This window comes from Streptomyces sp. NPDC051822 (assembly GCF_044452745.1).
Taxonomy (GTDB): domain Bacteria; phylum Actinomycetota; class Actinomycetes; order Streptomycetales; family Streptomycetaceae; genus Streptomyces.
Genome location: NZ_JBITBZ010000001.1, coordinates 897918 through 921697, shown reverse-complemented (window position 1 = coordinate 921697; position 23780 = coordinate 897918). Strand labels below are relative to the sequence as shown.

19 protein-coding genes and 1 pseudogene are annotated in these 23780 nt (G+C 71.9%); 13 read left to right on the top strand and 7 right to left on the bottom strand.

What is annotated here, in order from left to right:
- The first annotated feature begins 33 nt into the window (after positions 1–33).
- Positions 34–261: a hypothetical protein gene (locus ACIA8N_RS04195; RefSeq protein ID WP_030219499.1), complete on the top strand. Its 228-nt coding sequence runs from the start codon at positions 34–36 to the stop codon at positions 259–261.
- 77 nt (positions 262–338) lie between these two features.
- Here the strand turns inward: ACIA8N_RS04195 and ACIA8N_RS04190 are convergent, their stop codons facing one another.
- A complete protein-coding gene (locus ACIA8N_RS04190; RefSeq protein ID WP_365778150.1) occupies positions 339–845 on the bottom strand; it encodes a MarR family transcriptional regulator in 507 nt (168 codons plus the stop codon).
- Between the two features lie 151 nt (positions 846–996).
- Between ACIA8N_RS04190 and ACIA8N_RS04185 the strand changes: the two genes are divergently transcribed.
- The 4 genes from ACIA8N_RS04185 to alc all read left to right on the top strand — a co-directional run bounded on the left by ACIA8N_RS04185 (position 997) and on the right by alc (position 5613).
- On the top strand, positions 997–1995 hold the full coding sequence (locus ACIA8N_RS04185; RefSeq protein WP_365778152.1) for an EamA family transporter: 999 nt from the start codon (positions 997–999) through the stop codon (positions 1993–1995).
- Positions 1996–2129: 134 nt separating this feature from the next.
- On the top strand, positions 2130–3392 hold the full coding sequence (locus ACIA8N_RS04180) for a transposase (protein WP_365778154.1): 1263 nt from the start codon (positions 2130–2132) through the stop codon (positions 3390–3392).
- A gap of 105 nt (positions 3393–3497) precedes the next feature.
- Positions 3498–4424: a LysR family transcriptional regulator gene (locus ACIA8N_RS04175; RefSeq protein ID WP_030555623.1), complete on the top strand. Its 927-nt coding sequence runs from the start codon at positions 3498–3500 to the stop codon at positions 4422–4424.
- Between the two features lie 58 nt (positions 4425–4482).
- Positions 4483–5613, top strand: coding sequence for an allantoicase (gene alc, locus ACIA8N_RS04170; RefSeq protein ID WP_365778156.1), 1131 nt, complete (start codon positions 4483–4485; stop codon positions 5611–5613).
- A gap of 169 nt (positions 5614–5782) precedes the next feature.
- On the opposite strand, the gene pepN (ACIA8N_RS04165) is transcribed toward alc, so the two are convergent.
- Both pepN (ACIA8N_RS04165) and ACIA8N_RS04160 read right to left on the bottom strand, forming a co-directional pair.
- On the bottom strand, positions 5783–8362 hold the full coding sequence (pepN, locus tag ACIA8N_RS04165; RefSeq protein WP_365778158.1) for an aminopeptidase N: 2580 nt from the start codon (positions 8360–8362) through the stop codon (positions 5783–5785).
- 140 nt (positions 8363–8502) lie between these two features.
- Positions 8503–9519: an aspartate-semialdehyde dehydrogenase gene (locus ACIA8N_RS04160; protein WP_365787595.1), complete on the bottom strand. Its 1017-nt coding sequence runs from the start codon at positions 9517–9519 to the stop codon at positions 8503–8505.
- A gap of 172 nt (positions 9520–9691) precedes the next feature.
- On the opposite strand from ACIA8N_RS04160, the gene ACIA8N_RS04155 reads away from it, so the two are divergent.
- Positions 9692–10216, top strand: coding sequence for an RNA polymerase sigma factor (locus ACIA8N_RS04155; RefSeq protein WP_399415761.1), 525 nt, complete (start codon positions 9692–9694; stop codon positions 10214–10216).
- A 2-nt stretch (positions 10217–10218) separates the two neighbouring features.
- Complete coding sequence (locus tag ACIA8N_RS04150) at positions 10219–10989, top strand: hypothetical protein (RefSeq protein WP_365787591.1); 771 nt, start codon at positions 10219–10221, stop codon at positions 10987–10989.
- A gap of 117 nt (positions 10990–11106) precedes the next feature.
- On the opposite strand, the gene ACIA8N_RS04145 is transcribed toward ACIA8N_RS04150, so the two are convergent.
- Together ACIA8N_RS04145 and ACIA8N_RS04140 are read right to left on the bottom strand one after the other, a co-directional pair.
- Entirely contained in the window at positions 11107–14421 is a 3315-nt protein-coding gene (locus ACIA8N_RS04145; protein WP_365787589.1) for a S8 family serine peptidase, read from the bottom strand.
- A gap of 234 nt (positions 14422–14655) precedes the next feature.
- Positions 14656–15198 (bottom strand): CGNR zinc finger domain-containing protein, encoded by a 543-nt coding sequence (locus tag ACIA8N_RS04140; RefSeq protein WP_365787587.1) that lies wholly within the window; start codon positions 15196–15198, stop codon positions 14656–14658.
- Between the two features lie 142 nt (positions 15199–15340).
- Here ACIA8N_RS04140 and ACIA8N_RS04135 point away from each other — a divergent pair, with 142 nt between their 5' ends.
- From ACIA8N_RS04135 to ACIA8N_RS04115, 5 genes and pseudogenes are all read left to right on the top strand, one after another.
- Positions 15341–15796, top strand: a complete 456-nt coding sequence (locus ACIA8N_RS04135) for a VOC family protein (protein WP_365787585.1) — start codon at positions 15341–15343, stop codon at positions 15794–15796.
- Between the two features lie 37 nt (positions 15797–15833).
- The gene (locus ACIA8N_RS04130; protein WP_365787583.1) at positions 15834–16715 is read left to right on the top strand and encodes a pyridoxamine 5'-phosphate oxidase family protein; all 882 of its coding nucleotides are present in this window, start codon (positions 15834–15836) and stop codon (positions 16713–16715) included.
- Between the two features lie 126 nt (positions 16716–16841).
- Positions 16842–17365: pseudogene (locus tag ACIA8N_RS04125) on the top strand (HPP family protein).
- Positions 17366–17390: 25 nt separating this feature from the next.
- On the top strand, positions 17391–17858 hold the full coding sequence (locus ACIA8N_RS04120; protein WP_365787581.1) for an NUDIX hydrolase: 468 nt from the start codon (positions 17391–17393) through the stop codon (positions 17856–17858).
- Between the two features lie 119 nt (positions 17859–17977).
- Positions 17978–19219: a serine hydrolase domain-containing protein gene (locus ACIA8N_RS04115; protein ID WP_365787579.1), complete on the top strand. Its 1242-nt coding sequence runs from the start codon at positions 17978–17980 to the stop codon at positions 19217–19219.
- Positions 19220–19237: 18 nt separating this feature from the next.
- Here the strand turns inward: ACIA8N_RS04115 and ACIA8N_RS04110 are convergent, their stop codons facing one another.
- Both ACIA8N_RS04110 and pepN (ACIA8N_RS04105) read right to left on the bottom strand, forming a co-directional pair.
- Positions 19238–20251 (bottom strand): hypothetical protein, encoded by a 1014-nt coding sequence (locus tag ACIA8N_RS04110; protein ID WP_365787577.1) that lies wholly within the window; start codon positions 20249–20251, stop codon positions 19238–19240.
- Positions 20252–20406: 155 nt separating this feature from the next.
- Entirely contained in the window at positions 20407–22953 is a 2547-nt protein-coding gene (gene pepN, locus ACIA8N_RS04105; RefSeq protein ID WP_365787576.1) for an aminopeptidase N, read from the bottom strand.
- A 143-nt stretch (positions 22954–23096) separates the two neighbouring features.
- On the opposite strand from pepN (ACIA8N_RS04105), the gene ACIA8N_RS04100 reads away from it, so the two are divergent.
- Positions 23097–23732, top strand: coding sequence for a DsbA family protein (locus ACIA8N_RS04100; protein WP_365787574.1), 636 nt, complete (start codon positions 23097–23099; stop codon positions 23730–23732).
- Positions 23733–23780 lie beyond the last annotated feature (48 nt).

Below are 23780 nucleotides of genomic sequence, written 5' to 3'. Positions count from 1 at the left end.
GCGGCCCGTTTAGGTGTTCGCTACGTTTGCACCGTGGACAAGAAGAACGCTCTGCGCGCCGGCTCGCTCGCGGCCGGTACGACGCTGATGATGCTGCTCATGTCGTCCCCCGCGCTCGCGCTCACCCGCGACGACGGCGACGACCCGGCCCCCAAGCTGGAGGTCGTCGAGACCCTCGGCCTGTTCGTGGCCGCCCCGCTGGTGCTGTTCCTGGTGATCGTCGGCCTCGTGATGGTGCTCGACAAGTCCAAGAAGGCCTGACCGCCTCCTCCTTCTCCTCGCCGAGGGCGCCGCACGGTACGACGTACCGTGCGGCGCCCTCGCGTGCGTCGAGCCCCTCACGCCGTGGTCGCGAGCAGCTTGCGGAGCAGCCCGGCCAGCTGCTCCGCCTCCTCCTCGCCGAGGGCGGCCTCCAGGGCCGCCCGCTGCTCCGCGAGACCGGCCCCCACGGCCTGGTCCACCAGCTCCTTGCCGCGCTCGCTGAGGGTGACCCGCAGGGCGCGCCGGTCGTTCGGGTCGGGGCTGCGGGTGAGCAGCCCGGCCTTCTCCAGTTTGTCGAGCCGGCCCGTCATCCCGCCGGTGGTGATCATCAGCGTGGCGGTCAGCTCGCGCGGCGAGAGCGTGTACGGCTCGCCGGAACGCCGTAGCGTCGCGAGCACGTCGAACTCCCCGAGCGCCATGCCGTAGGGCGCGTACGCCTTGTCGACCCTGCCGCGCATGGCGTTGGCCAGCCGGTAGATCCGTCCGAAGACCGCCATGGGGACGGTGTCCAGGTCCGGGCGGACGGCTGCCCACTGGTCGGTGATGGCGTCGACGGCGTCGTGGGCGGCGGGCTCCGTAGTCATGGATCCAGTGTTCCCTTCACGCCACCTCGATGGCAACTAAGCCACTCGCCACTAAGCCACTTGTAAGTAAGTAGCTTAGTGCTAAGTTAATTACTGCCAAGCCAGTCCGGAACTCCATCTCGGCCGGCACTCCAGAGCAGGGGGAACCGTCATGTCCCGCAAGGCAGCCGTCGTCGCGCTCACCGCCCTCGCCCCCGTCTCCTGGGGCTCCACCTACTTCGTCACCACCGAGTTCCTGCCGCCCGACCGGCCGCTCTTCACCGGCCTGATGCGCGCCCTGCCCGCCGGCCTGCTGCTCCTGGCGCTCACCCGCAAGCTCCCGCGGGGCGCCTGGTGGTGGAAGTCCGCCGTCCTCGGGGCCCTCAACATCGGCGCCTTCTTCCCGCTGCTCTTCCTCGCCGCCTACCGGCTCCCCGGCGGCGTCGCCGCCGTAGTCGGCTCCGTCGGCCCGCTCTTCGTCGTCGGCCTCGCCGCCCTCTTCCTGGGTGACAGGCCCACCGTGAAGTCGCTGCTCACCGCCGTCGCCGCGGCGTTCGGCGTCAGCCTCGTAGTCCTCAAGGCCGGCGCCGCGCTCGACCTCGTCGGGGTGATCGCCGGGCTGCTCTCCGCCCTCTCCATGTCGGCGGGCGTCGTCTTCACCAAGCGCTGGGGCCGCCCCGAAGGCGTCGGCGCCCTCGCGCTCACCGGCTGGCAGCTCACCGCGGGCGGCCTGTTCATCCTGCCCGTCGCCTTCCTGATCGAGGGCGCCCCGCCGGCCCTGACCGGCACTCACCTGGCCGGCTACGCCTACCTCGCCCTCGGCAACACCGCGGTCTCCTACTTCCTCTGGTTCCGCGGCATCGAGCGGCTCAGCGCCTCCTCCGTCACCCTCCTCGGCCCGCTCTCGCCCCTCACCGCCGCGATCATCGGCTGGGCGGCCCTCGGTCAGGCCCTCGGTCCAGTGCAGGTGCTCGGCATGGTGATCGCCTTCGGCGCCACGCTCGCGGGCCAGCTGGACCCCCGTACCCCGAGGGGCGCCGCCCCAGAGTCGGTCGAAGTGCCCAACGCCGCCGGAACGTTCAGCTCAGCTGAAATGAATGGAGCTCGATTGGGGCTCCGGGCGGGTGGTGTGCGGACGGACGCACGGCATCCTGCTCGCGCTCGCCAGTGATCATGATAGGTCATCCTATGAACTGAAAAATAAAGGTACGTGCGTATTGCTGCCCTTAACTTTTCAATTCCTGGCATCGACGCCAAGGGTTCGCCGCTGCGCTCTATCTTCGGGGTGTGAGTGGACGCGCGAGGGTGAAACGACAGTTCGGACATCGCGCCCGGCTGGTGCTTACACCTGCGCAGGTCCTCCTCATGGACGACCAGGCCCACGCTGCACGCGCGATGTGGAACTGCCTTCATGACTGGTGGACGATGCTCTCCCGGGAGCGCAGGTCCCTGGCCGCTGCCGATGCGGCGATCCGCCAGGCGCGGAGGGAGATCGACTGGCTCGCTGTGCTTCCCGCGCAGGCCGCCCAATCGGTGCTGAAGACGTACGTTCAGGCGTGGAAGAACTGTTGGGAGGGCCGGGCTGGCGAGCCGGGATTCAAGGCCCGTTTCCACACGGTCATGTCGGTGGACATCCCACAGGGCCGGGACCTTCAGATCAAGCGTGTGCACCGCCGCTGGGGCATGGCCAACATCCCCAAAGTGGGCCGGGTCCGGTTCCACTGGACGAAGGATCTTCCGGTCGGCAAGCACGCTCACACCGACAACCGGATCACCGGTGCCAGGCTGGTCAAGGACGCGCTTGGTTGGCACATCGCCTTCCGTGTGACAACCCTTGACCCCACTCCTCAACCCCATCAGGGGCCGGAAGTCGGCATCGATGTCGGCGTCACCGTCCCTCTGGCACTCTCCGACGGGACCACACACGATCACGGCAGGTGGCTTACCAAAACGGAACAGGCGACGCTACTCCGCCTGGAGCGGCGGGCCGCCCGCCGCAAGACCTGCCGCAACCGCGGGGAGCAGACCTCCCAGCGCCTGCGGCGCACCTATAACCGGATCCAAGGGCTTCGTGCGAGAGCCAAGCGCAGGCACCTGGACTGGCAGCACAAGACCACCACCGACATCGCCAAGAAGTACGGCACCGTCGTGGTGGAGGCATTGAAGATCACGAACATGACCAGGTCCGCCAAGGGAACTGTGCACTCCCCGGGTAAGAACGTCGCGCAGAAGTCAGGCCTCAACCGCTCCATCCACGCCGAGGCGTGGGGCCGCACGGTGGAGCTTCTGGCGTACAAGACCGCTCGCGAGGGCGGGACCCTGGTGAAGGTGCCCGCCACCGGAACTTCCCAGCGCTGCTCGGCGTGTGGGCACACCACCCCGGGCAGCCGGGAGTCCCAGGCCGTGTTCGCGTGCAAGAACCCCGATTGTGGGTGGACTGGCAACGCCGACCACAACGCGGGCCGGAACATTCTGGACCTCTATCGGATGGGCCTCGCGCTCATCCCGGCTGCCGGGAGGGCAGTCGTCAGGCGCGCGTGCCGCGTCAAGCCCGCCATCGTGAGATAGGTGGGAATCTCCTCCGCTCGCGGAAGAGAGCACTTCAATACCTCCAGCCCGTCTGTGGCCCGAGGCCGCTGAGTGCCGCCCGGCACGCCCGGTAGGTTGCGCCCCATGACCGAGTGGGACATCAAGAAGCTCCAGATCCTCCGCACGCTCCGCGACCGCGGCACCGTCACCGCGACGGCCGAGGCCCTGCTCATGACCCCCTCGGCCGTGTCGCAGCAGCTCACCAACCTCGCCAAGCAGCTCGGCGTACGGCTCCTCGAAGCCCAGGGCCGCCGGGTCAGGCTCACCGACGCCGCCCATCTGGTGCTGCGGCACGCCGAGGTGGTCTTCGCCCAGCTGGAGCGCGCCGACGCCGAACTCGACGGCTATCTGCGGGGCGAGGCGGGGCAGGTACGGGTGGCGGCGTTCCCGACGTCCGTGCCCGCGCTCGTCGTGCCCGCCGTGCGGCAGCTGCGGACCGCGCACCCCGGGCTCGACGTCCGCGTCCGGGAGGCCGAGGCGGCGGAGGCGTACGAGCTGCTCACGGCGGGCGAGGTCGACCTGGCGCTGTCCCTCGCCGCCCACGCGCCGACCGCCCGCGACCCCAAGTTCAGCCGGATGCCGCTGCTCGCCGACCCGCTCGACGTCGCGCTGCCCGCCGGGCACCCGCAGGCCGAGGCCCCCGGCCTGCGGCTCGCGGACCTCGCGGCCGAATCCTGGATCTTCGGCGGCTCGGGGCCCTGGTCCGAGATCACCACCGCGGCCTGCGAGGCGGCCGGTTTCGTCCCCGACCAGGCGCACAGCGCCTCGGGCTGGACCGCGATCCTCGCGATGGTCGAGGCGGGCATGGGGGTCGCCCTCGTGCCCCGGATGGCCTCCGCGGAACGCCGGGGCGGCGCGGGCGTCGTCATGCGCGTCCTCGCCGCCGACCAGCCGCGCCGCCATGTCGTCGCGGCGGTACGGCGCGGGGCGGAGGAGGGCCCGGCGGTGGCACGGGTCCTCGCCGCGCTGCGGCAGGCGGCGGCCGCCCGGGAGACCGTTCAGCAGAGCTGAACATACCCGTCGGAAACATTCGATGGACGCGGGGAAACGGTCGCGGGAGAGTCGTGTCATGAGCTTCGAAGCGAACGACGAGAACACGGACCCGCACGCCAACGACGCCGCCCCCTACTCCGGCGGCGACCCGTACGCCGACTACCGCACCGGTGACTTCCCCTTCACCGAGCTGGTCGACCTCGCCGACCGCCGCCTCGGCGCCGGGGTCGTCGCCGCCAACGACGAGTTCTTCGCCGAGCGGGAGAACCTCCTCGTCCGCGAGCGGGCCGTCTTCGACCCGGAGCACTTCGGCCACAAGGGCAAGATCATGGACGGCTGGGAGACCCGCCGCCGCCGTGGCGCCGACGCGGAGAACGTCTTCCCCGCCCCCGAGGACCACGACTGGGCCGTCGTCCGGCTCGGCGCCCCCGGCGTGATCCGCGGGATCGTCGTCGACACCGCCCACTTCCGCGGCAACTACCCGCAGCGCGTCAGCGTGCAGGCGACCGCCGTGGAGGGCTCGCCCAGCCCCGCCGAGCTGCTCGACGCGAAGTGGGAGGAGCTCGTCCCGCCGACCCCCGTCCGCGGCCACGCCGCCAACGGGTTCACGATCGACGTGGAGCGCCGCTTCACCCACCTCCGGCTCTGCCAGCACCCCGACGGCGGCATCGCCCGCCTCCGCGTCCACGGCGAGGTCGTACCCGACCCCGAGTGGCTGGAGCTGCTCGGCACGATCGACCTGGTCTCCGTACTCAACGGCGGTTCGTACGAGGACGCCTCGGACCGGTTCTACTCCTCGCCGACCCAGATCATCCTGCCCGGCACCTCCCGCAAGATGGACGACGGCTGGGAGAACCGGCGCCGCCGGGTCCGCGGCACCAACGACTGGGTGCGCTTCCGGCTCGCCGCGCAGGGCGCCGTCCGCGCCGTGGAGATCGACACCGCCTACCTCAAGGGCAACTCGGCCGGCTGGATCGCCCTCCAGGGCCGCAACGGCGAGTCCGGCGAGTGGTTCGAGATCATCCCGAGGACCAGGCTCCAGCCCGACACCCTCCACCGCTTCAAGCTCCCCGCCCAGGCCGTCGTCACCCACGTCCGCCTCGACGCCTTCCCTGACGGCGGCGTCGCCCGGATGCGGCTGCACGGCGGGCTGACGGAGCAGGGCGCGGCCGACCTGCGCGCCCGGTTCACGGCGCTCGGCGGCTGACACCCCCAAAACCTCCGCCCGGCGGCAGCGGCAGCGCACCGACGCCCGCCCGCCGGGCGGACACCAAGCGCGGAAGGGGCGCCCCCCGGGGGGAGGGCGCCCCTTCTCCGTACCGGACCGGCGGCGCCTCCGCGCGGGGGCGCCCCTTCTCCGTACCGGATCAGCCGTGTCAGACCGCCGCGGCCGCGTCCGCCGCCCGTGCCCTGAGGGCGCGCTCGATACCAGCGCGGCACTCCGTCACCATGCGTCGCAGCGCCGGGACCGGGTCGTGCTCGGCGATCCACGCGTCCGTCGCGTCCAGGGTCTCCTGCGAGACCTGGAGGGTCGGGTAGAGGCCGACCACGATCTGCTGGATCATCTCGTGGCTGCGGGTCTCCGAGACCCCCTTGATCGACGCGAAGTACTTCGCCGTGTACGCGGCGAGCAGCTCACGCTGGTCGGACTGGACGAACCCGCCGATGACGGCCTCCTGCACCGCGTTCGCCAGCTTGTCGTCCTCGACGACCGAGGCCCAGGCCTCCGCCTTCGCCGCCTCCGTCGGGCGCGCCGCGCGCGCGGTCGCCGCGTGCCGCTCGCCCGCCGCCGTGCGGTCGCGCTCCAGCTCGCCGGCGATCTCCGTCTCGTCGTAGACACCGGTCGCCGCGAGCCGCTGGACGAACGCCCAGCGCAGCTCGGTGTCGACGGCCAGACCCTCGATCGACTCGCGGCCCTCCAGGAGCGCGGCGAGCAGGTCGAGCTGCTGCGGCGTGCGCGCGGTCGCGGCGAAGGCCCGCGCCCACGCCAGCTGGTGGTCGCTGCCCGGCTCGGACGCCTGGAGGTGCGCGAGCGTCGCCTCGGTCCAGCGGGTCAGCCCGGCCTCCCGCCACTCCGGCGCCGCGTACAGGTCGAGGGCCGCCTTGACCTGGCCCTGGAGCGACTGGACCACGCCGATGTCGGACTCCTTGGCGACACCGGAGAGCACGAGCTCCAGGTAGTCACGGGTGGCCAGCTCGCCGTCGCGGGTCATGTCCCAGGCGGAGGCCCAGCACAGGGCGCGCGGCAGGGACTCGGCGAAGTCGCCGAGGTGCGCGGTGACGTTGGTGAGGGACACCTCGTCGAGGCGGACCTTGGCGTACGACAGGTCGTCGTCGTTGAGGAGGACGACGGCCGGGCGGGCCTTGCCCGCGAGCTGCGGCACGGCGGTCAGGCCGGCGGCCTCGACGTCGAGTTCGAGGCGCTCGGTGCGGACCAGCTTGCCGGCCTCGTTCAGCTCGTAGAAGCCGATCGCGATCCGGTGCGGGCGCAGCACGGCCTCGCCCTTGGCGCCGGCGGGCAGCGCCGGAGCCTCCTGCCGGACGGCGAAGGAGGTGATGAAACCGTTCTCGTCGGTCTCGATCTCCGGCCGGAGGATGTTGATGCCGGCCGTCTCCAGCCACGCCTTCGACCAGGTCTTGAGGTCGCGCCCGGAGGTCTCCTCAAGGGCGCCGAGCAGGTCGGAGAGGCGGGTGTTGCCGAAGGCGTGCGCCTGGAAGTAGGCCTGCACGCCCTTGAAGAACTCGTCCTCGCCGACGTAGGCGACGAGCTGCTTCAGGACGCTCGCACCCTTGGCGTACGTGATCCCGTCGAAGTTGACGAGCACGTCCTCCAGGTCGTTGATCTCCGCCATGATCGGGTGCGTCGACGGCAGCTGGTCCTGGCGGTAGGCCCAGGTCTTCTCCGCGTTGGCGAAGGTCGTCCAGGCGCCCGGCCAGCGGGTGCCGGCCACCGAGGCCTGGCAGGCGACCGAGGTGAAGGTGGCGAACGACTCGTTCAGCCACAGGTCGTTCCACCACTCCATGGTGACGAGGTCGCCGAACCACATGTGGGCGAGCTCGTGCAGGATCGTCTCGGCACGCCGCTCGTACGCCGCGTCCGTCACCTTCGAGCGGAAGACGTACTGGTCGCGGATGGTGACCGCGCCCGCGTTCTCCATCGCGCCCGCGTTGAACTCGGGCACGAAGAGCTGGTCGTACTTCGCGAACGGGTAGTCGTACGCGAACTTCTCCTGGAACCAGTCGAAGCCCTGGCGCGTGACGTCGAAGATGTGGTCGGCGTCGAGGAACTCGGCGAGCGACGGGCGGCAGTAGATGCCCAGCGGGACGCTCTGCCCGTCCTTCTCGTACGTCGAGTGCACCGAGTGGTACGGGCCGACGATCAGGGCGGTGATGTACGTCGAGATCCGGGGCGTGGGCTCGAACACCCACACGTCGTCCTTCGGCGTCTCCGGCGTCGGCGAGTTGGAGATGACCTTCCACCCGTTCGGCGCCTTCACGGTGAACTGGAAGGTCGCCTTCAGGTCGGGCTGCTCGAACGAGGCGAAGACGCGACGTGCGTCCGGCACCTCGAACTGCGTGTACAGATAGGCCTGGTCGTCGACGGGGTCGACGAAGCGGTGCAGGCCCTCACCGGTGTTGGTGTACGCGCAGTCGGCGACGACCTTCAGCTCGTTGCGGCCCGCGACGAGGTGGGCGAGGGCGATCCGCGAGTCGCGGAAGACGGCGGCGACGTCGAGCGCGTGGCCGTTCAGGACGACCTCGTGGACGGCGGGCGCGACGAGGTCGATGAACGTCGAGGCACCGGCCTCTGCGGAATCGAAGCGGACGGTGGTGACGGACCGGTAGGTGCCGCCCTCCTGCGCACCGGAGAGGTCGAGTTCGACCTCGTACGCGTCCACGGTCAGCAGCGCCGCCCGCTGCTGAGCCTCTTCACGGGTCAGGTTCGTGCCAGGCACCCGGTCATCTCCTCGGTTTCGTGACGTTTGGCCCATCCTTCCACGGGGCCCTTCCCCGGCGCACGACACATTTCCCAGGGCGAACACGGGAGGGGCGGCCACCCACCCGGGTGGCCGCCCCTCGCTGGTGTCCGTACGGGTCAGCCCTTGAGCTCGGCCGCGACCAGCTCCGCGATCTGCACGGCGTTCAGCGCCGCGCCCTTGCGCAGGTTGTCGTTGGAGAGGAACAGCGCCAGACCGTTCTCGACGGTCTCGTCCACGCGGATGCGACCGACGTACGAGGCGTCCTTGCCGGCCGCCTGGAGCGGGGTCGGGATCTCGGAGAGCTCGACGCCCTCGGCGTCCTTGAGGAGCTCGTAGGCGCGCTCGACGCTGATCGGACGCTCGAAGCGCACGTTCACCTGGAGGGAGTGGCCGGAGAAGACCGGGACGCGCACGCAGGTGCCGGAGACCTTGAGCTCGGGGATCTCCAGGATCTTGCGGGACTCGTTGCGGAGCTTCTGCTCCTCGTCGGTCTCGTACGAGCCGTCGTCGACCAGGTTGCCGGCCAGCGGGATGACGTTGAAGGCGATCGGGCGGCGGTAGACGCCGGGCTCGGGGAAGGCGACGGCCTCGCCGTCGAACGCCAGCTGGTCGGCGGTCTCGGCCACGGCACACGCCTGGGTGCGCAGCTCGGCGACACCGGCCACGCCCGAGCCGGAGACGGCCTGGTAGGTGGTGGCGACGAGCGCGGTCAGGCCGGCCTCCTGGTGGAGCGGCTTGAGGACCGGCATCGCGGCCATCGTGGTGCAGTTCGGGTTCGCGATGATGCCCTTGGGGCGGTCCTTGACCGCGTGCGGGTTGACCTCGGAGACGACCAGCGGGACCTCGGGGTCGCGGCGCCAGGCGGAGGAGTTGTCGATCACGACGGCGCCCTGGGAGGCGACCTTCTCGGCGAGGGCCTTGGAGGTGGCGCCGCCGGCGGAGAAGAGCACGATGTCCAGACCGGTGTAGTCGGCGGTGGAGGCGTCCTCGACCGTGACCCCGTCGACGACCGTGCCGGCGGACCGGGCGGAGGCGAAGAGCCGCAGCTCGTCGACCGGGAAGTTCCGCTCGGCCAGGATGCTGCGCATGACTGTGCCGACCTGACCGGTGGCTCCGACGATTCCGACCTTCACGGGGACTCCTCCGTACGTATGTGCAGGCTGCTGCCGGTCCATGATGCGTATGTCCCGGGGCGCCTTGTCCAATCCATTGTCCACAGGGCGGGACGCTTGCCCGGGGCCGGATCGAACGTTTCGTGCCGCTTCCGCGTCACAGGGGGGACGCGGAAGGGGAGGATGCGCGGTGGTGGTAGTGAGGAAGGCCCGGCGGCCCGGGGCCGACGATCCGCTGGACGCGGCCCTCGTGGACCGGGTGAGAGCGATCCTGGCACTGGGCGGGGTGCCGCACGCGGAGCTCCAGGACGGCGTGCAGCAGGTGCGGCTGAAGCTCCTGGAGTTCCGGGCGGGGGGACGGGAGCCGCTGCGGTCCACCGCCGCCTGGTGCGCGGTGGTGGCCTCCAACATCGCCGTGGACTGGCACCGGGAGCGCCGCCGCCGCGAGCGGCTCGACGAGCGGCTGACCGCGCTGCGGCCGTGGGACACGGAGCAGCCGGGCGTCGAGGAGGCACGGGTCCTGACGCTGTCGGTGGCGCAGGGGCTCGACGCGCTGCCCCTGCCGCAGCGGCAGGTCGTGGTGCTGCGCTTCTACGCGGATCTGGCGGTGGCCGAGATCGCGCAGGCGCTGGAGATCCCCGAGGGAACGGTCAAGAGCCGACTGCACGCCGCCGTGCGCGCGCTGCGTGCCCGGCTGCACACGGACGAGGTGGTGTGAGGGTGGAGAGGGACGAGCGGGACGAGAGCGACGCGGTACGACTGGCGGTGTCCGGCGAGCCGCTGCCCGAGGGGGCCGAGGGGGACCCCGACGTGCGGGCGGCGCTGGCCGACGTGGAGATCCTGCGCGAGCAGCTGGCCTTCATCGCCACGGCGGTGGCGGGGCCGGCACCCGCCCCCGAGGGGCCGCCGCGCCCCCGTCGGCGGCGTGCTCTGCGGCGGGCGCTCGCCGTGGTGGCCGCGGTGGCCGTCCTTGGCGTCCTGGGGACCGCGGGCGCCTACCTCGTGGCCCACAACGGACGGCTTGACGAGGGGATGGAGAGCGCGAAGCTCACCCCCGAGGGCCTGGTCGCGTGCGCCACGGACATCGCCGAGGGAACGGTGACCCGGGTCGAGCGGCTGGGCGGGGACGAGGGGCTCCGCGTCACCCTGAGCGTGGAGCGCAGGTACAAGGAGGGGGCCGAGGGGGAGGCCGAGAAGGAGGCAAGGACGGCGGGGACGGCGGCCGGGGAGTCCCGCCTCGTCTTCACCGCCGGGGACGTGCCCGTGGAGGAGCCTGGCGGCGGATCCTACTTCCGGGTGGGCACGCGCATGCTCGTCGTCGTCTCGCGGTTCCCCGGAGAGGGCCCGCTCACCTACCGGCAGGGGGACCCTCCGCCCCGGGACTCCGGCGAGGACGTCGGAGCGGTGCGCGACGGTCTGGAGTACGGCCGCGCATGGGTGGAGAAGGCGCTCCCCGGGTCCGCCGGAGCCGACTGCCCGCACCCCGGCTGACCGGCGCGCGCGGGAGGAACAGCACGCGGAGGAACGGCGCGCGGAGGAACGGCGCGCGGAGGAACGGGAGAGGGGCGGACACCGGAACCGGTGCCCGCCCCTCACTGTCTCGCGGTGTTACGGGGTGACGCTGCCGATCAGGACGCTGCCGGAGCCCGCGACGGTGCCGCGGGCGTTGAGCAGCTGGACCTCGCCGAAGAACTGGCGGCCCTCGGGAGCCGCCCCGGCGACCAGGACCTCGGCCGTGACCTTGGCGCTCGCGCCGTTGGCCAGCGGGTAGGTCGTGGCGTTGTCGACCTGGACGCTGCCGAGCGCGGCGGAGTAGTACACGTCCTTGTAGTCGAAGGTCGTGCCGCCCTCGGCGTGGACCGCGTAGCCGTCGATGACGACGGTGTACGTGCCCGCGGCCGGCTTGACGAGGGAGACGGACTCCTCCGAGTCGCCGTCCGCCGACTGGCCGACCTGCTTGCCGCCGAAGGAGACGGTCAGGTCGAGGTCGGCGGCCTTGTCGGAGGTGTTGCCGATCGCGATGTCGAGGCGCTCGACGCCCTCACCGATGGTGACGGTCTTCGTCTGCTGCTCGTGGTGCTGGATGGTCGGGGTCTCGACCTTGGCCGAGCCCAGCGGGCCGCCCTTCAGCTTGCCCTCGAGCGCGGCGAACTTGTTGGTGACGGTCCACTCGACGGGGGCCGGCGTGCCGACCTTCGCCTCGGCGACGGTCTGGACGGCCGGGTCGAACGAGGCACCGAGGACGGAGACGCCCAGGGTGAACGGGTTGTCCAGGTCGGGCGAGGTGCGGCGCGACTCGACCTCGATCTCCCAGACGCCCGGCGTCGGGTTGGCGTACGACCGCAGGTCCGGGCGGCAGGTGTTCGCCGGGTTGTAGTGCGGGTAGCACGCGGTGGACGCGGTGGACTCGATGGCCACGCCGTACGGGTGGATCGCGATGAACCGGGTCTGGCTCTTGGCCTTCAGGCCGCCGAGGGCGACCTCGAGGGACTTGGCGCCCTCCGGCACGGTCACGAAGTACGACTTGTGGCTGTTGCGCTGGACGGTGCCGGCGGTGGAGAAGCCGTAGCCGGGGGCGACCAGGTCGCTCGCGACGACCGAGGTGGCGAGGATCTGCTTGTCGACGCCCTCGGTGTCCTCGTCGTCGGCCTCCAGGATCACGCTGTGCACGCCGGCGCTGGTCGGACGGGCCTCGAGCCTGACGGTGACCGGCTTGTTCAGCGGCAGGTCGATCTCGTCGTCGCCCAGGATCCGGAAGGTGCCGTCGTTGTACTTGAGCTCGAGCTCGTGCTCGACCGCCCAGGCCGGGCCGTTCGTGCGCGTGACGGTGACGTCGTAGACCTTCTTCTGGCCGACCTTGAGGCCGCCCTCACGGTCGTACACACCGGTGCCGGTGTGCGGGGCCGGGAAGATGGCGGTGTCGACCGGGGCCTCGACCTTGTAGTCGTGGGCGGTCGCGCCGTCCTTGATGGAGTCCCAGGCCTCGTTGATGTCGATGCGGCCCGAGCCCTGCTCGTGCGCCTTGACGCCGTCGATCCGCCGGGCGGTCGAGGTGAGCGCGGTGCGCAGGGTGAGCGGGGAGAGCTCCAGGCCCCGCTGCTTCGCGGCCGAGAGCAGCAGCGCGCTCGCGCCCGCGACCTGCGGGGAGGACATCGAGGTGCCGTTGAGCATGCCGTAACCGGCGGGCAGCGCGTAGCCGGCCTCGGCGACGCCGGCGCCGGCCTGCCAGGTCGGGATGGTGTTCACGGCCGAGCCCGGACCGGTGATGGTCGGGGTGAAGCCGCCGTCCTCACGCGGGCCGCGGGAGGAGAAGGGGAACATGGCGTACGACTTGGTGACGGCCGAGCCGTAGTTGGCGGCCCAGGTCGACTTGGAGATCGCCGCGCCGACCGAGACGACCTTGTCGGCCAGGCCGGGGTCGCCGATCGTGTTGATGCCGGGGCCGGAGTTGCCGGCCGAGATGACCAGCTGCACGCCGTACTGGTCGATCAGACGGGTGTAGAGCCGGGCGCGGACGTTGTCGCCGTCGTTCTGCGCGGGCAGGCCGCCGATCGACATGTTGACGATGTCGACGCCGCGGTTGACGACGAGGTCCGTCATGCCCTCGGTGAGGGCGGTGTTGGTGCAGCCGCCGGTCCAGGTGCACGCGCGCGAGGAGACGATCTTCGCGCCGGGCGCCGCGCCGTTCATCCGGCCGCCGAACAGGCTGTTGGCGGCGGTGATGCCGGCGACGTGGGTGCCGTGGGAGGACTCGACGATGCCGATGTTGACGAAGTCGCGCTTCTGGCCGACCCAGCTGCCGCCGAGCGGGTCCATCGCGACGTCCTTGCGGATCTCGACGACGAACGGGGTCTTCTCCGCGACCTCGGTGGCCGGGTTGTCGGTACCGAAGTAGCCGACCTGGTGCCCGTCCTTGTACGGCTTCATCGGCGCGTTGTCCGTGAAGTCGTTGTTCTGGTCGGCGTCCACGCGGACGGTGCCGGCGGCCGGGTCGTACAGCATGCCGAACACGTCGGTGGTGTCGCCGTCGCGGTTGATGTCACCGGCCGGGTCGCCGCCCGCGGTGATCGACTCGCTGAAGCGGCTCCACTGGTAGGAGCCCTCGGGCGCCTTCCAGCTCTGGGTGGCCGCGGTGAAGACCGGGCCGGTGACCGGGGTGATCTGGGCGCGCCAGGTGGCGTCGCCCTCGGTCAGCGGGTCGGTGGCGGTGACCCAGTCGACGATCTTGCGCTCGCCGGTGGTGGTCTTCTGCAGGGCCGGGTGGCCCAGGTCGACACCGGAGTCGAGGATGCCGATGGTCACGCCGCGGCCGTCGGCCCGGGGGTGGTCCTCGACGAACTCGACCGCACCCGTCTCGTGGGACGGGTTGTACGGGTTCTTCGCCGGGGTGTTCTTGCCCGGGGCCGGGTACGTCGTGGTGACGGTCGTGCCCTCGACGGCGCCGGTGGTCGCGCCCGCGTCCGGGGTCGGGTCGTCCAGCGGGATCTCGGCCTGGAGGTCGATCGACTGGACGGAGGAGAGCTTCGCCGCGGCCTTGATGGCCGCGTCGGCCTTGGCGGTCGGCAGGGTCGCGCGGACGTAGCCGAGCGCGTCCTGCCGCTTGCCGACCGAGGCGCCGGCGACGGCGTCGAGCTGGCCCGCCACCTGCTCGGTGGCGCCGGGGGCGGTGGCGACGAGGATCGTGACGTTCTTCTCGCCGCTCGCCTCGGCCTCGGTGAGGCGCTGCGCGTCGGTGGCGCCGAGCTTGTCGGCGGCGTCGGTGGCCTTCACCGGGGGAGTGGTGGCGGGAGCGTCGATGGCCAGGACCGGGGCGGCACCTGTCGCGACGAGCGCGGCGACGAGTCCTGCGGCGGCCGCGATGCGGGCCGCACGTCTCCCGGAGGGCGAGCGCCCGGGTATGGAGCTCTGGGGGGTCATGTACATCCCTGATTGTGAAAGAGAGGGTCCGGATTTCGGTACCGGATGACCGCTGAGCCTTTCGCAAGTGACAGGGGTTTGTGGAGACTTGCCGGGTGGCGGAATGCGTCGATGGCGCACATCCGCCAGTGCGGACGATGCGCCATCGGGGATTAATCACCCGCAAACGGGGCGATCTGGCGGGGTGTTCAAGGGGCAGGGGCGTTCAAGGGGCAGGGGTGTTCAGGGCCCGGCAGGGGTTCAGGCGTCCTTCGAGCGGGCGTAGTGGCGCGAGGCCTTGGCCCGGTTGCCGCAGGCCGCCATCGAGCACCAGCGGCGGGTGCCGTTCCGCGAGGTGTCGAAGAAGTGCAGGATGCACGCCTCGTGGGCGCACGCCCTGATGCGGTCGGGCGCGGTGCGGAGCAGGTCGAGGTAGTCGCGGGCGGCGGTCCAGCCGGGGCCGTGGGCCGGGTCCGCGAACTCGACCTGCTCGCCGGGGCCGGCCGCGGTGAGCGTGGCCCGGATGCGGCCGTGGCCGAGGACCGCGTCGACGCGGGCGGTGGCGGCGGGGTCGCCGGGGTGGTCGACGAGCGCGGCGAGCGCGTCCCTCGCGGCGAGGGTGTGGCGCAGGGTGGCGGCGTCGGCCGTGAATCGCCGCTCCAGACCGTTGGCGGCGAGCCACACGGCGAGTCCCTCGACGTCGGAGAGCAGGTCCTGGCGGACGCCCTCCTCGTTCCAGCGGGTGTTGAGGAGGTCGAGCGAGACGGGCTCCCCGGTGAGCGGCCGCGGGTCGGTGGCGGTCATGGCGGGAACCTCCTCGGTGAACTGACCGTGAACTAACCCCTCAAGAGTACGTGAGCGGTTGACGCTCGCAATCCTAACCTCTAAGGTCGAGTTAAGAGGTTAGCCCGAGGGGCTGGCCCGCCATCCCAGGGAGAGCTACGCCATGACCGCGATCGGCACACTCGCCACCCACCACGTCGGCCTCAGCGTCACCGACCTGGACCGCTCCCTCGCCTTCTACGGCGACGTCCTCGGCTTCGACACCCTCGGTGAGGGCGCGGAGGGCGACAGCCGTTTCGCCTTCCTCGGTCAGAACGGCCGCCTGGTCCTCACCCTCTGGCAGCAGGCCGACGAGGCCTACGCCCCCGGCCGCGCCGGCCTCCACCACCTCGCCTTCGAGGCCGAGTCCCTCGACCACGTCCGCGCCGCCGAGGCCGCGCTGACCGCCCGCGGCGCCACCTTCGCGTACGAGGGCGTCGTGGCCCACCGCGAGGGCGCGGCCTCCGGCGGCATCTTCTTCCACGACCCGGACGGCACCCGCCTGGAGATCTCGGTCCCGAAGGGTGCCGAGGGCGCGGAGGCCCCGTCGGAGACGGCCCCCACCTGCGGCTTCTTCTAACAGCCGGCACTCGACCCGCACTCCAGGGAGGCCTGTCATGGACCCGTACACCCCCGGCTCGCTCGCCGTCCAGGCGCGTGTCGGCGTCCGCGAGGTCGCCCAGCACGTGGGCCGCTCCATCACCCCCGGCATCCGCCCCGTCGCCGCCGCCTTCCTGGAGCTCCAGCCGATGCTGATGATCGGCGCGGCGGACGGGGCGGGCCGCGTCTGGTCGAGCCTGCTCACGGGCGCACCCGGCTTCACCCGCGCCACCGGCCCGCACACCGTCTCCGTCGCCGGCGGCGTCCCCGCCCACGACCCGCTCGCCGGCGCGATCACCCACGAGGGCACCCCCGTCGGCACCCTCGCTCTCGACCCCCGCACGCGCCGCCGCATGCGCCTCAACGGCACCGCCCGCCCCAGCGCGCGCGGTTTCACCGTCGAGGCCGAGCAGGTCTTCTCCAACTGCCCGAAATACATCCAGAAGAGGGAGTGGTACGGCTCCGATCCCGACCGCACCGGGACCGGAACCGTCCACCACGGCGAGGCGCTCACCCCCGCCCAGGTGCGCCACGTCCGGGCGGCGGACACCTTCTTCGTGGCCACCGCCGCCCCCGACGGCGTCGACGTCGGCCATCGAGGCGGCAACCCCGGCTTCGTCAGGGTCGACGCGCCCGGGGAGCTCAGCTGGCGCGACTACCCGGGCAACGCGATGTTCCTGACCCTGGGCAACCTGGAGGAGGACGGCCGCGCGGGCCTGCTCTTCCTGGACTGGGAGACCGGGACCACCCTCCAGCTCAGCGGCCTCGCGCACACGGAGTACGGCCCCGGAGGACGCGTCACCCGCTTCCGCGTCGAGCGCGTGGCCGAGACCCCGGCCGGCAGCCCCCTGCGCTGGTCGCCCCCGGAGTACTCCCCGGCGAACCCGTCCGAGGTCTGACCGCCGACCGCCGACCGCCGACCGCCGACCGCGACCCCAGCCCGCCCTGCGGTCGGCCCCGTCGCCGCCCGAACCGACCCCCGAGGACCGCCCGTGCTGCCCACCGTCCCGGCCCCCGGCACCCCTCTGCCCGAAGCCGCCGCCGCCCTTGCCGGCACCCCTCCTCGCACCCGCCCCGGCCCGCCCCCTCGCCCCCGGCCCCGGATCCTGCTCGCCTCCACCGCCGGCAGCATCGCCGCCCTCCTGGTCCTGGTCGCCGTCGGCACCGTGCTCGACCAGCCCCTGCTCATCCCGCCGCTCGCCGCGAGCATGGCGCTCGTGGCGGGCGCCCCCGACCTCCCGCTGTCCCAGCCGCGCTCGGTCGTCGGGGGCCAACTGCTCTCCGCCCTCACCGGGTTCGCCGTCCTCCTCGTGGGGCGGGCCCCGGCCTGTGGGCCGCCGCCGTCGCGGGCGGCCTCGCACTCGGCGTGATGATGCTCGCGCGCACCCCGCACTCGCCCGCCGCGGCCACCGCGGTGATCGTCGCCCTCCAGTCCCCGCCGTTCTGGTCGTTTCTCGGCCTACTCGCCCTCGCCTCCCTCCTCCTGGTCGCCGTCGGCCTCGGCTCGGCCCGCGCCTCGGGCCGCACGTATCCGGCCTACTGGTTCTGACCGGCGGACGCTCTAACCTCTCCTCATGAAGCAGGAGTTGCGGGTGGCGGCCTACGCCGTGTGCGTACGGGACGGGGAGGTGCTCCTCGCCCGCTGGGTGGCGAAGGACGGCACCAGACGGTGGACGCTGCCCGGCGGCGGCATGGACCACGGCGAGGAGCCCGTGCAGACCGTCGTCCGCGAGGTGGAGGAGGAGACCGGCTACCTCGCCGAGCCCACCGCCCTCCTCGGGATCGACTCCATCCGGCGCGGACGGCTGCGCCGCCTCGGCGACCCCGGCGACTTCCAGGGCCTGCGGATCATCTACGAAGCCCAGGTCACCGGGGGTGCGCTGCGCAACGAGACCGGCGGCTCCACTGACCTCGCCGCCTGGCATCCGCTCGACTCCGTCCCCGGCCTGACCCGGGTCGAGCTCGTCGACATCGGCCTCGACCTGTGGCGCGAGCGGCCCCCGGTCGGCCGCTCCCGGCTCGCCGATCCGACCAACGGCTGACCCCGCCGCCGAACGGCTGAAAGACGCTCAACCACCGCACCCCCGCTCAACCGTCCCGCCCGCCCCGTGGTCCTCCCCGCCGACCGCAACACGCACCGCAGAATCTCAGGGGAGCCCGCATGTCAGCCGTACGCACGACCCGCACCGTCCTCGCCACCGCCCTGGTCGCGGGGCTCACCGCCACCGCGCTCGCCACTCCCGCCCTCGCGGCACCGGCGCCGGAGCGGCGCGACCACACGGCCACCCAGCAGGCGCTGCAGGCCGCGGTCGACGCGGGCGTGCCCGGCGCCGTCGCCCAGGCCCGCGACGGAGGCGACCGGTGGACCGGCACCGCGGGCGACCGCGGGGGCGACGACCGCTACCGGGTCGGCTCCATCACCAAGACCTTCGCCGCCACCGTCCTCCTCCAGCTCCAGGCGGAGGGCCGCCTCGACCTCGACGACCGGGTCGAGAAGTGGCTGCCCGGCGTGGTCAGGGGCAACGGCCACGACGGCCGGAACATCACCGTCCGCCAGCTGCTCAACCACACCAGCGGCATCTACAGCTACACCGGCGACCCCGCCTTCCAGGAGAAGGTGTTCGGCCCCGGCTTCCTGGAGCACCGCTTCGACACCTGGACGCCCGGGCAGCTCGTCGGAGTCGCCATGGCCCATGAGCCGGAGTTCGCCCCCGGCGCCGGCTGGAGCTACTCCAACACCAACTTCGTCCTCGCCGGAATGGTCATAGAGAAGGTCACAGGGCGCCCGTACGGAAAGTCCGTCGAGAACCGGATCATCAAGCCGCTGAAGCTCCGCGCCACCAGCGTCCCCGGTACCCGGGTGACCGTGCCGCAGCCCAGCAGCCGCGCGTACTCGCCCCTCTACGTCCAGGGCGGCCCCGTCCACGACGTCACCGAGCTCAACCCCACCCTCGCCCTCGCCGCGGGAGAGATGATCTCCGACTCGGCGGACCTCCAGACCTTCTACCGCGCCCTCCTGAAGGGCCGGCTCCTCCCGAAGTCCGGGATGAGCGAGCTGACCGCCACCGTGCCGGTCGACCCCGAGTACCCCCAGTTCCGCTACGGCCTCGGGATCTCGTGGCAGAAGCTGGGCTGCGGCACGGAGATCTGGGGCCACGGCGGCGGCATCCACGGCTCGATCTCGGAGGCGTACACCACCCGCGACGGGCGGCACACCCTCGCCGGCAACTTCAACGCGGACTGGACGGGCGACACCCAGAGCGTCATCGACGCCGAGTTCTGCGGTACGACCCCGAAGGGCGCCGACCCCAAGGGCCTCACCGCGAAGTCCGGGGAGGCCGCGAAGTTTGTGAAGTCCGCGAGGCCCGCGGTGACCCTGTCCGGCCTGGTCCCCATGAACTGACGCCCCACTCCGCCCCGTTCACCGCGGCAGGACGACGACGTACGCGGCGGGCTGCCGGTCGGGCGAGGCCATCAGGGCCGTACGCACCACGGTGGCCTGCTGGTCCCTCGCCTCGCGCAGCTTGCGCGGGGTGAGGTGGACGACCGTGATGCCGAGCCGTTCCAGGTGCTCCCGCTTGCGGGTGTACTCGGACCACAGCGCGTCGTCCTCCTGCCGCGGCGCCCGGGTGTCCAGCTCGACGGCGACCGCCTGGTCCGGCCAGTAGGCGTCCACCCCGCCCAGGTGCGGGCCGCCCGGCAGCCGCAGGTCCACGTTCCACAGCGGGTCCGGCAGGCCGAACTCCCGCACCATCTCGTACAGGCGCTCCTCGGAGAGCGCCCGTCCCTCGACGAGGAGGGCGTCCACCGCGTCCACCACGTGCGGCCGGGTCAGCAGCCGGGCCCGGCTCAACTCGCGTACGACCGTGGCCGGTTCGCAGTGGCCTCCACGGACGGCCTCGGTGAGCAGCCGGCGTACCGTCTCGGCGTCCGAGAGCCCCGACACCGCGTCGGCGAGGGCGCGGGCGACCGGGGCGACGGGAACGCCCGTCAGCTCCACCGGCTCGGGGGACTCCGGGGCACGCACGATCCGCACCCAGCCGGTCGACCGCAGTCGCCGGGTGCGCGGCACCAGGACGTCGATCCGGTCCAGGGCCGTGAGCGGGGGAGCGGAGGAGAAGCGGTGCAGGGTCAGGGCGGCGAGCCCGGTGATCATCGCCTCGGGTCCCTGCGTGGGGACGGCCCCGGTCCTGCGGGCGTAGAGGAGCGCGGCGCGGAGCCGGTCCTCGCTGGTGGGGGGTCCCGGCTGGAGCAGGAAGACGCCGGGGAGCAGCTGCTGCCAGCCGCCGGGCCCGCAGTGGGCGGCGACCTCGGCGGCGGGAACGCCCTGCGCCCTCAACTGCTCGGCGGAGGCGAGACGTTCGGCGCGACCCGTGGTGCCGATGCGGGAGGCGAGGGGGGCGGGGCGGGGGGTGATGGGGGTGTTGTGGTTCATGCCGGGGGTCTTCCGCTCCCGAAGGCTGCCCTAACCTCTGTTACACGCTCGTCGACAATTGGGGACAAGCCTGCCCTAAAGTACGCGCGTTCGAATGCCGAAAAGGGGCCGCGCGCCGAAGCCCGCGACCCCCTTCGATCTCACCGGTGTGAGGACTACGCCGCCAGGAGGTCGCAGGCCTGCGCGCGCAGCGCCCGCGCCAGGTCGTCCCGCGCCTCCAGGACAAGGCGCCGCAGCGCCGGCGCCGCCGACTCGTGCGCCGACAGCCACGCGTCCGTCGCGGTCAGCGTCGCCTCGTCGTCCTGGAGTCCCGGGAACAGGCCCCGGACCACGTCCATGCCGATCTGGATGGACCGCTCGGCCCACAGCCGCTCGATCGCCGCGAAGTACTTCTCCGCGTACGGGGCGATCAGCTCACGCTGCGAGGGCTGGACGAAGCCCGCGATCGTCGCCTCGACCAGCGCGTTCGACAGGGTGTCCGACTCGACGACCTGCGCCCAGGCCTGCGCCTTGACGGCGGCCGAGGGCCGCGAGGCCAGCAGGCGCACCTGGTGGCGCTTGCCCGTCGCCGTGTCGTCCAGGGCCAGCTCCTCGCCGATCCGGGCCTCGTCGGCCCGCCCGTGCACGGCGAGCGGGGACAGCAGCGCCCAGCGCAGCTCCTGGTCGACGTCGAGCCCGTCGATCTTCGCCGTGCCGTCGAGCAGCCCCTCCAGGAGCTGGAAGTCGGCGTCGGTGGAGGCCGTGGCCGCGAAGAACCGCGCCCACGTCAGCTGGTGCTCGCTGCCGGGCTCGGCGACCCGCAGCTCACTGAGGCCGCCCTCGGCGAGCAGCCGCCCGCCCCGCTCGCGCCACTCTGGGGCCGCGTAGAGGGTGACGGCGGACTTCGTCCAGGCGTGCACCATCTGCAGGACGCCGATGTCCGTCTCTCGGCCCGCGAAGGCCAGGGCCACGGCGACGAAGTCGCGGGCGGGCATCAGCCCGTCGCGGGTCAGGTTCCACAGCGCCGACCAGCACAGGGCGCGGGCGAGCGGGTCGGTGATGTCGCCGAGGTGCGCCCGCAGGGTGGCGAGCGAGCGCTCGTCGAAGCGGACCTTGCAGTAGGTGAGGTCGTCGTCGTTGACGAGGACCAGGTCGGGCTTCTCCTGGCCGGTCAGATCGGCGATGACCGTCCGGGTGCCGGTGATGTCGGCCTCGGCGCGCGCGTACCGCACGAGTTCCCCGCCCGACAGCCGGTAGAGGCCGACGGCGGCGCGGTGCGGGCGCAGCTCGTCGCCCTCCTGGAGGACGGCGAGCTCGGTGATCCGGCCCTCGGCGTCGTAGGTGACGGCCGGGGTCAGCGCGTTCACGCCGGAGGTCTGGAGCCAGGACTTCGCCCACGTCCTCATGTCGCGGCCGGAGGTCTCCTCCAGGATCGACAGGAGGTCGGCGAGCCGCGTGTTCCCGTAGGCGTGGCGCTTGAAGTAGCGGCGCGAGCCCTCCAGGAAGGCGTCCCGCCCGGCGTACGCCACGAGCTGCTTGAGCACCGACGCGCCCTTGGCGTACGTGATGCCGTCGAAGTTGAGCTTGGCGTCCTCCAGGTCACGGATGTCGGCCGTGATCGGGTGGGTGGACGGCAGCTGGTCGGCGCGGTACGCCCAGGACTTGCGGTTGTTGGCGAAGGTCACCCAGCTGTTGGTGAAGCGGGTCGCCTCGGCGTTCACGAAGGAGCCCATGAAGTCCGCGAAGGACTCCTTCAGCCACAGGTCGTCCCACCACACCATGGTGACCAGGTCGCCGAACCACATGTGCGCCATCTCGTGCAGGATGACGTTGGCCCGGGCCTCGTACGCGGCCTGGGTCACCTTGCCCCGGTAGATGTACTCCTCGCGGAAGGTCACCATGCCCGGGTTCTCCATCGCGCCGAGGTTGTACTCGGGGACGAAGGCCTGGTCGTACTTCCCGAAGGGGTACGGGTAGTCGAAGTTGTCGTGGAAGAAGTCGAAGCCCTGCTTGGTGATCAGGAAGACGTCGTCCGCGTCGAAGTGCTTCGCGAGCGACTTCCGGCACATCGCGCCGAGCGGGATCTCGAGGTCGCCGCGCGTGTAGCTGTCGGTCACGTAGTGGTACGGGCCCGCCACGACACACGTGATGTACGTGGAGATCGGCGCCGTCTCCGCGAACCGCCACACCCCCTCGGCATCCTGCTCGCCCGCGCCGTTCGACCAGACCGTCCAGCCCTCGGGCGCGGTCACCGAGAAGCGGTACGGGGCCTTGAGGTCGGGCTGCTCGAAGTTGGCGTACACCCGGCGGGCGTCGGCGGGCTCGTACTGCGTGTAGAGGTAGACCTCGCCGTCCTCCGGGTCGACGAAGCGGTGCATGCCCTCGCCGGTCCTGCTGTAGGCGCACCGCGCGTCCACCACGAGGGTGTTCTCGTCGGCGAGGCCGTCGAGCGCGATCCGTGAGCCGTCGAAGACGACCGCCGGGTCGAGGGAGCGCCCGTTGAGGGTGACCGCGTCCACGGAGGGGGCGATCAGGTCCACGAAGGTGCTCGTGCCGTCGCCGGTGCGGCGGAAGCGGATCGTCGTCTCCGAGCGGAAGGTGCGCACCGCCTCGTCGGAGTCGCCGACCGCCGACCGCAGGTCGAGGACGATCTCGTACCCGTCGACGGACAGCAGCGCGGCCCGCTCCTGGGCCTCGTCGCGGGACAGATTCTCACCGGGCACGGTCACTCCTTCGTGGCGCGTTCGAAACAGCACCGATCCTCCCATGTGCCACTGTCACGCGGCACACGGGAATGCCGTGGGGCGGTCATGGCGTTGGCTCGTTTCGGCCCATCCCCTTCAGCACGGTCGTACCGAGGAGTGACATGTCCGAGAGCAGGACCACCGCCGAGTTCTTCTTCGACCCCCTGTGCCCGTGGGCCTGGATGACCTCCCGCTGGATGCTTGAGGTCGAGAAGGTGCGGCCGGTCGACGTGAGCTGGAAGGTCATGAGCCTGGCCGTGCTCAACGAGAACCGGCTCGACGAGCTCCCGGAGGAGTACCGGGAGATGCTGGAGACCAAGGCGTGGGGCCCGGTCCGGGTCGTCATAGCCGCCCAGCAGCTGCACGGCGACGAGGTCGTCGGCAAGCTCTACACCGCGCTCGGCACCCGCTTCCACAACAACGGCGAGGGCCCGACCCGCGAGGCGATCGTCGGAGCCCTGACGGACGTCGGCCTGCCCGGGGACCTGGCGGACTACGCCGGCAAGGACACGTACGACACGGAGCTGCGCGCCTCCCACAAGGAGGGCATCGACAAGGTCGGCCAGGACGTCGGCACCCCGGTCATCGCGGTTCCGGGCGCGGACGGCGACGAGGTCGCCTTCTTCGGTCCCGTCGTCACCCCGACCCCGCGCGGCGAGGCGGCGGCCCGGCTGTGGGACGGCACGCTGCTCGTGGCGTCGACGCCGGGCTTCTACGAGATCAAGCGCACCCGCACGGCGGCGCCCAGCTTCGAGTAGTCCGGGCCCGCACACGGCGGAACCCCCGCGATTCACGTCATCGCGGGG

Bases quoted from the DNA above. Each gene is read 5' to 3' on its own strand.
- ACIA8N_RS04120 (WP_365787581.1), top strand. From the start codon at position 17,391: ATGAAGCAGGAGTTGCGGGTGGCGGCCTACGCCGTGTGCGTACGGGAC.
- ACIA8N_RS04100 (WP_365787574.1), top strand. From the start codon at position 23,097: ATGTCCGAGAGCAGGACCACCGCCGAGTTCTTCTTCGACCCCCTGTGC.
- ACIA8N_RS04135 (WP_365787585.1), top strand. From the start codon at position 15,341: ATGACCGCGATCGGCACACTCGCCACCCACCACGTCGGCCTCAGCGTC.
- ACIA8N_RS04140 (WP_365787587.1), bottom strand. From the start codon at position 15,198: ATGACCGCCACCGACCCGCGGCCGCTCACCGGGGAGCCCGTCTCGCTC.
- ACIA8N_RS04110 (WP_365787577.1), bottom strand. From the start codon at position 20,251: ATGAACCACAACACCCCCATCACCCCCCGCCCCGCCCCCCTCGCCTCC.
- ACIA8N_RS04115 (WP_365787579.1), top strand. From the start codon at position 17,978: ATGTCAGCCGTACGCACGACCCGCACCGTCCTCGCCACCGCCCTGGTC.
- ACIA8N_RS04145 (WP_365787589.1), bottom strand. From the start codon at position 14,421: ATGTACATGACCCCCCAGAGCTCCATACCCGGGCGCTCGCCCTCCGGG.
- alc (WP_365778156.1), top strand. From the start codon at position 4,483: ATGAGCTTCGAAGCGAACGACGAGAACACGGACCCGCACGCCAACGAC.
- ACIA8N_RS04190 (WP_365778150.1), bottom strand. From the start codon at position 845: ATGACTACGGAGCCCGCCGCCCACGACGCCGTCGACGCCATCACCGAC.
- ACIA8N_RS04130 (WP_365787583.1), top strand. From the start codon at position 15,834: ATGGACCCGTACACCCCCGGCTCGCTCGCCGTCCAGGCGCGTGTCGGC.
- ACIA8N_RS04185 (WP_365778152.1), top strand. From the start codon at position 997: ATGTCCCGCAAGGCAGCCGTCGTCGCGCTCACCGCCCTCGCCCCCGTC.
- ACIA8N_RS04175 (WP_030555623.1), top strand. From the start codon at position 3,498: ATGACCGAGTGGGACATCAAGAAGCTCCAGATCCTCCGCACGCTCCGC.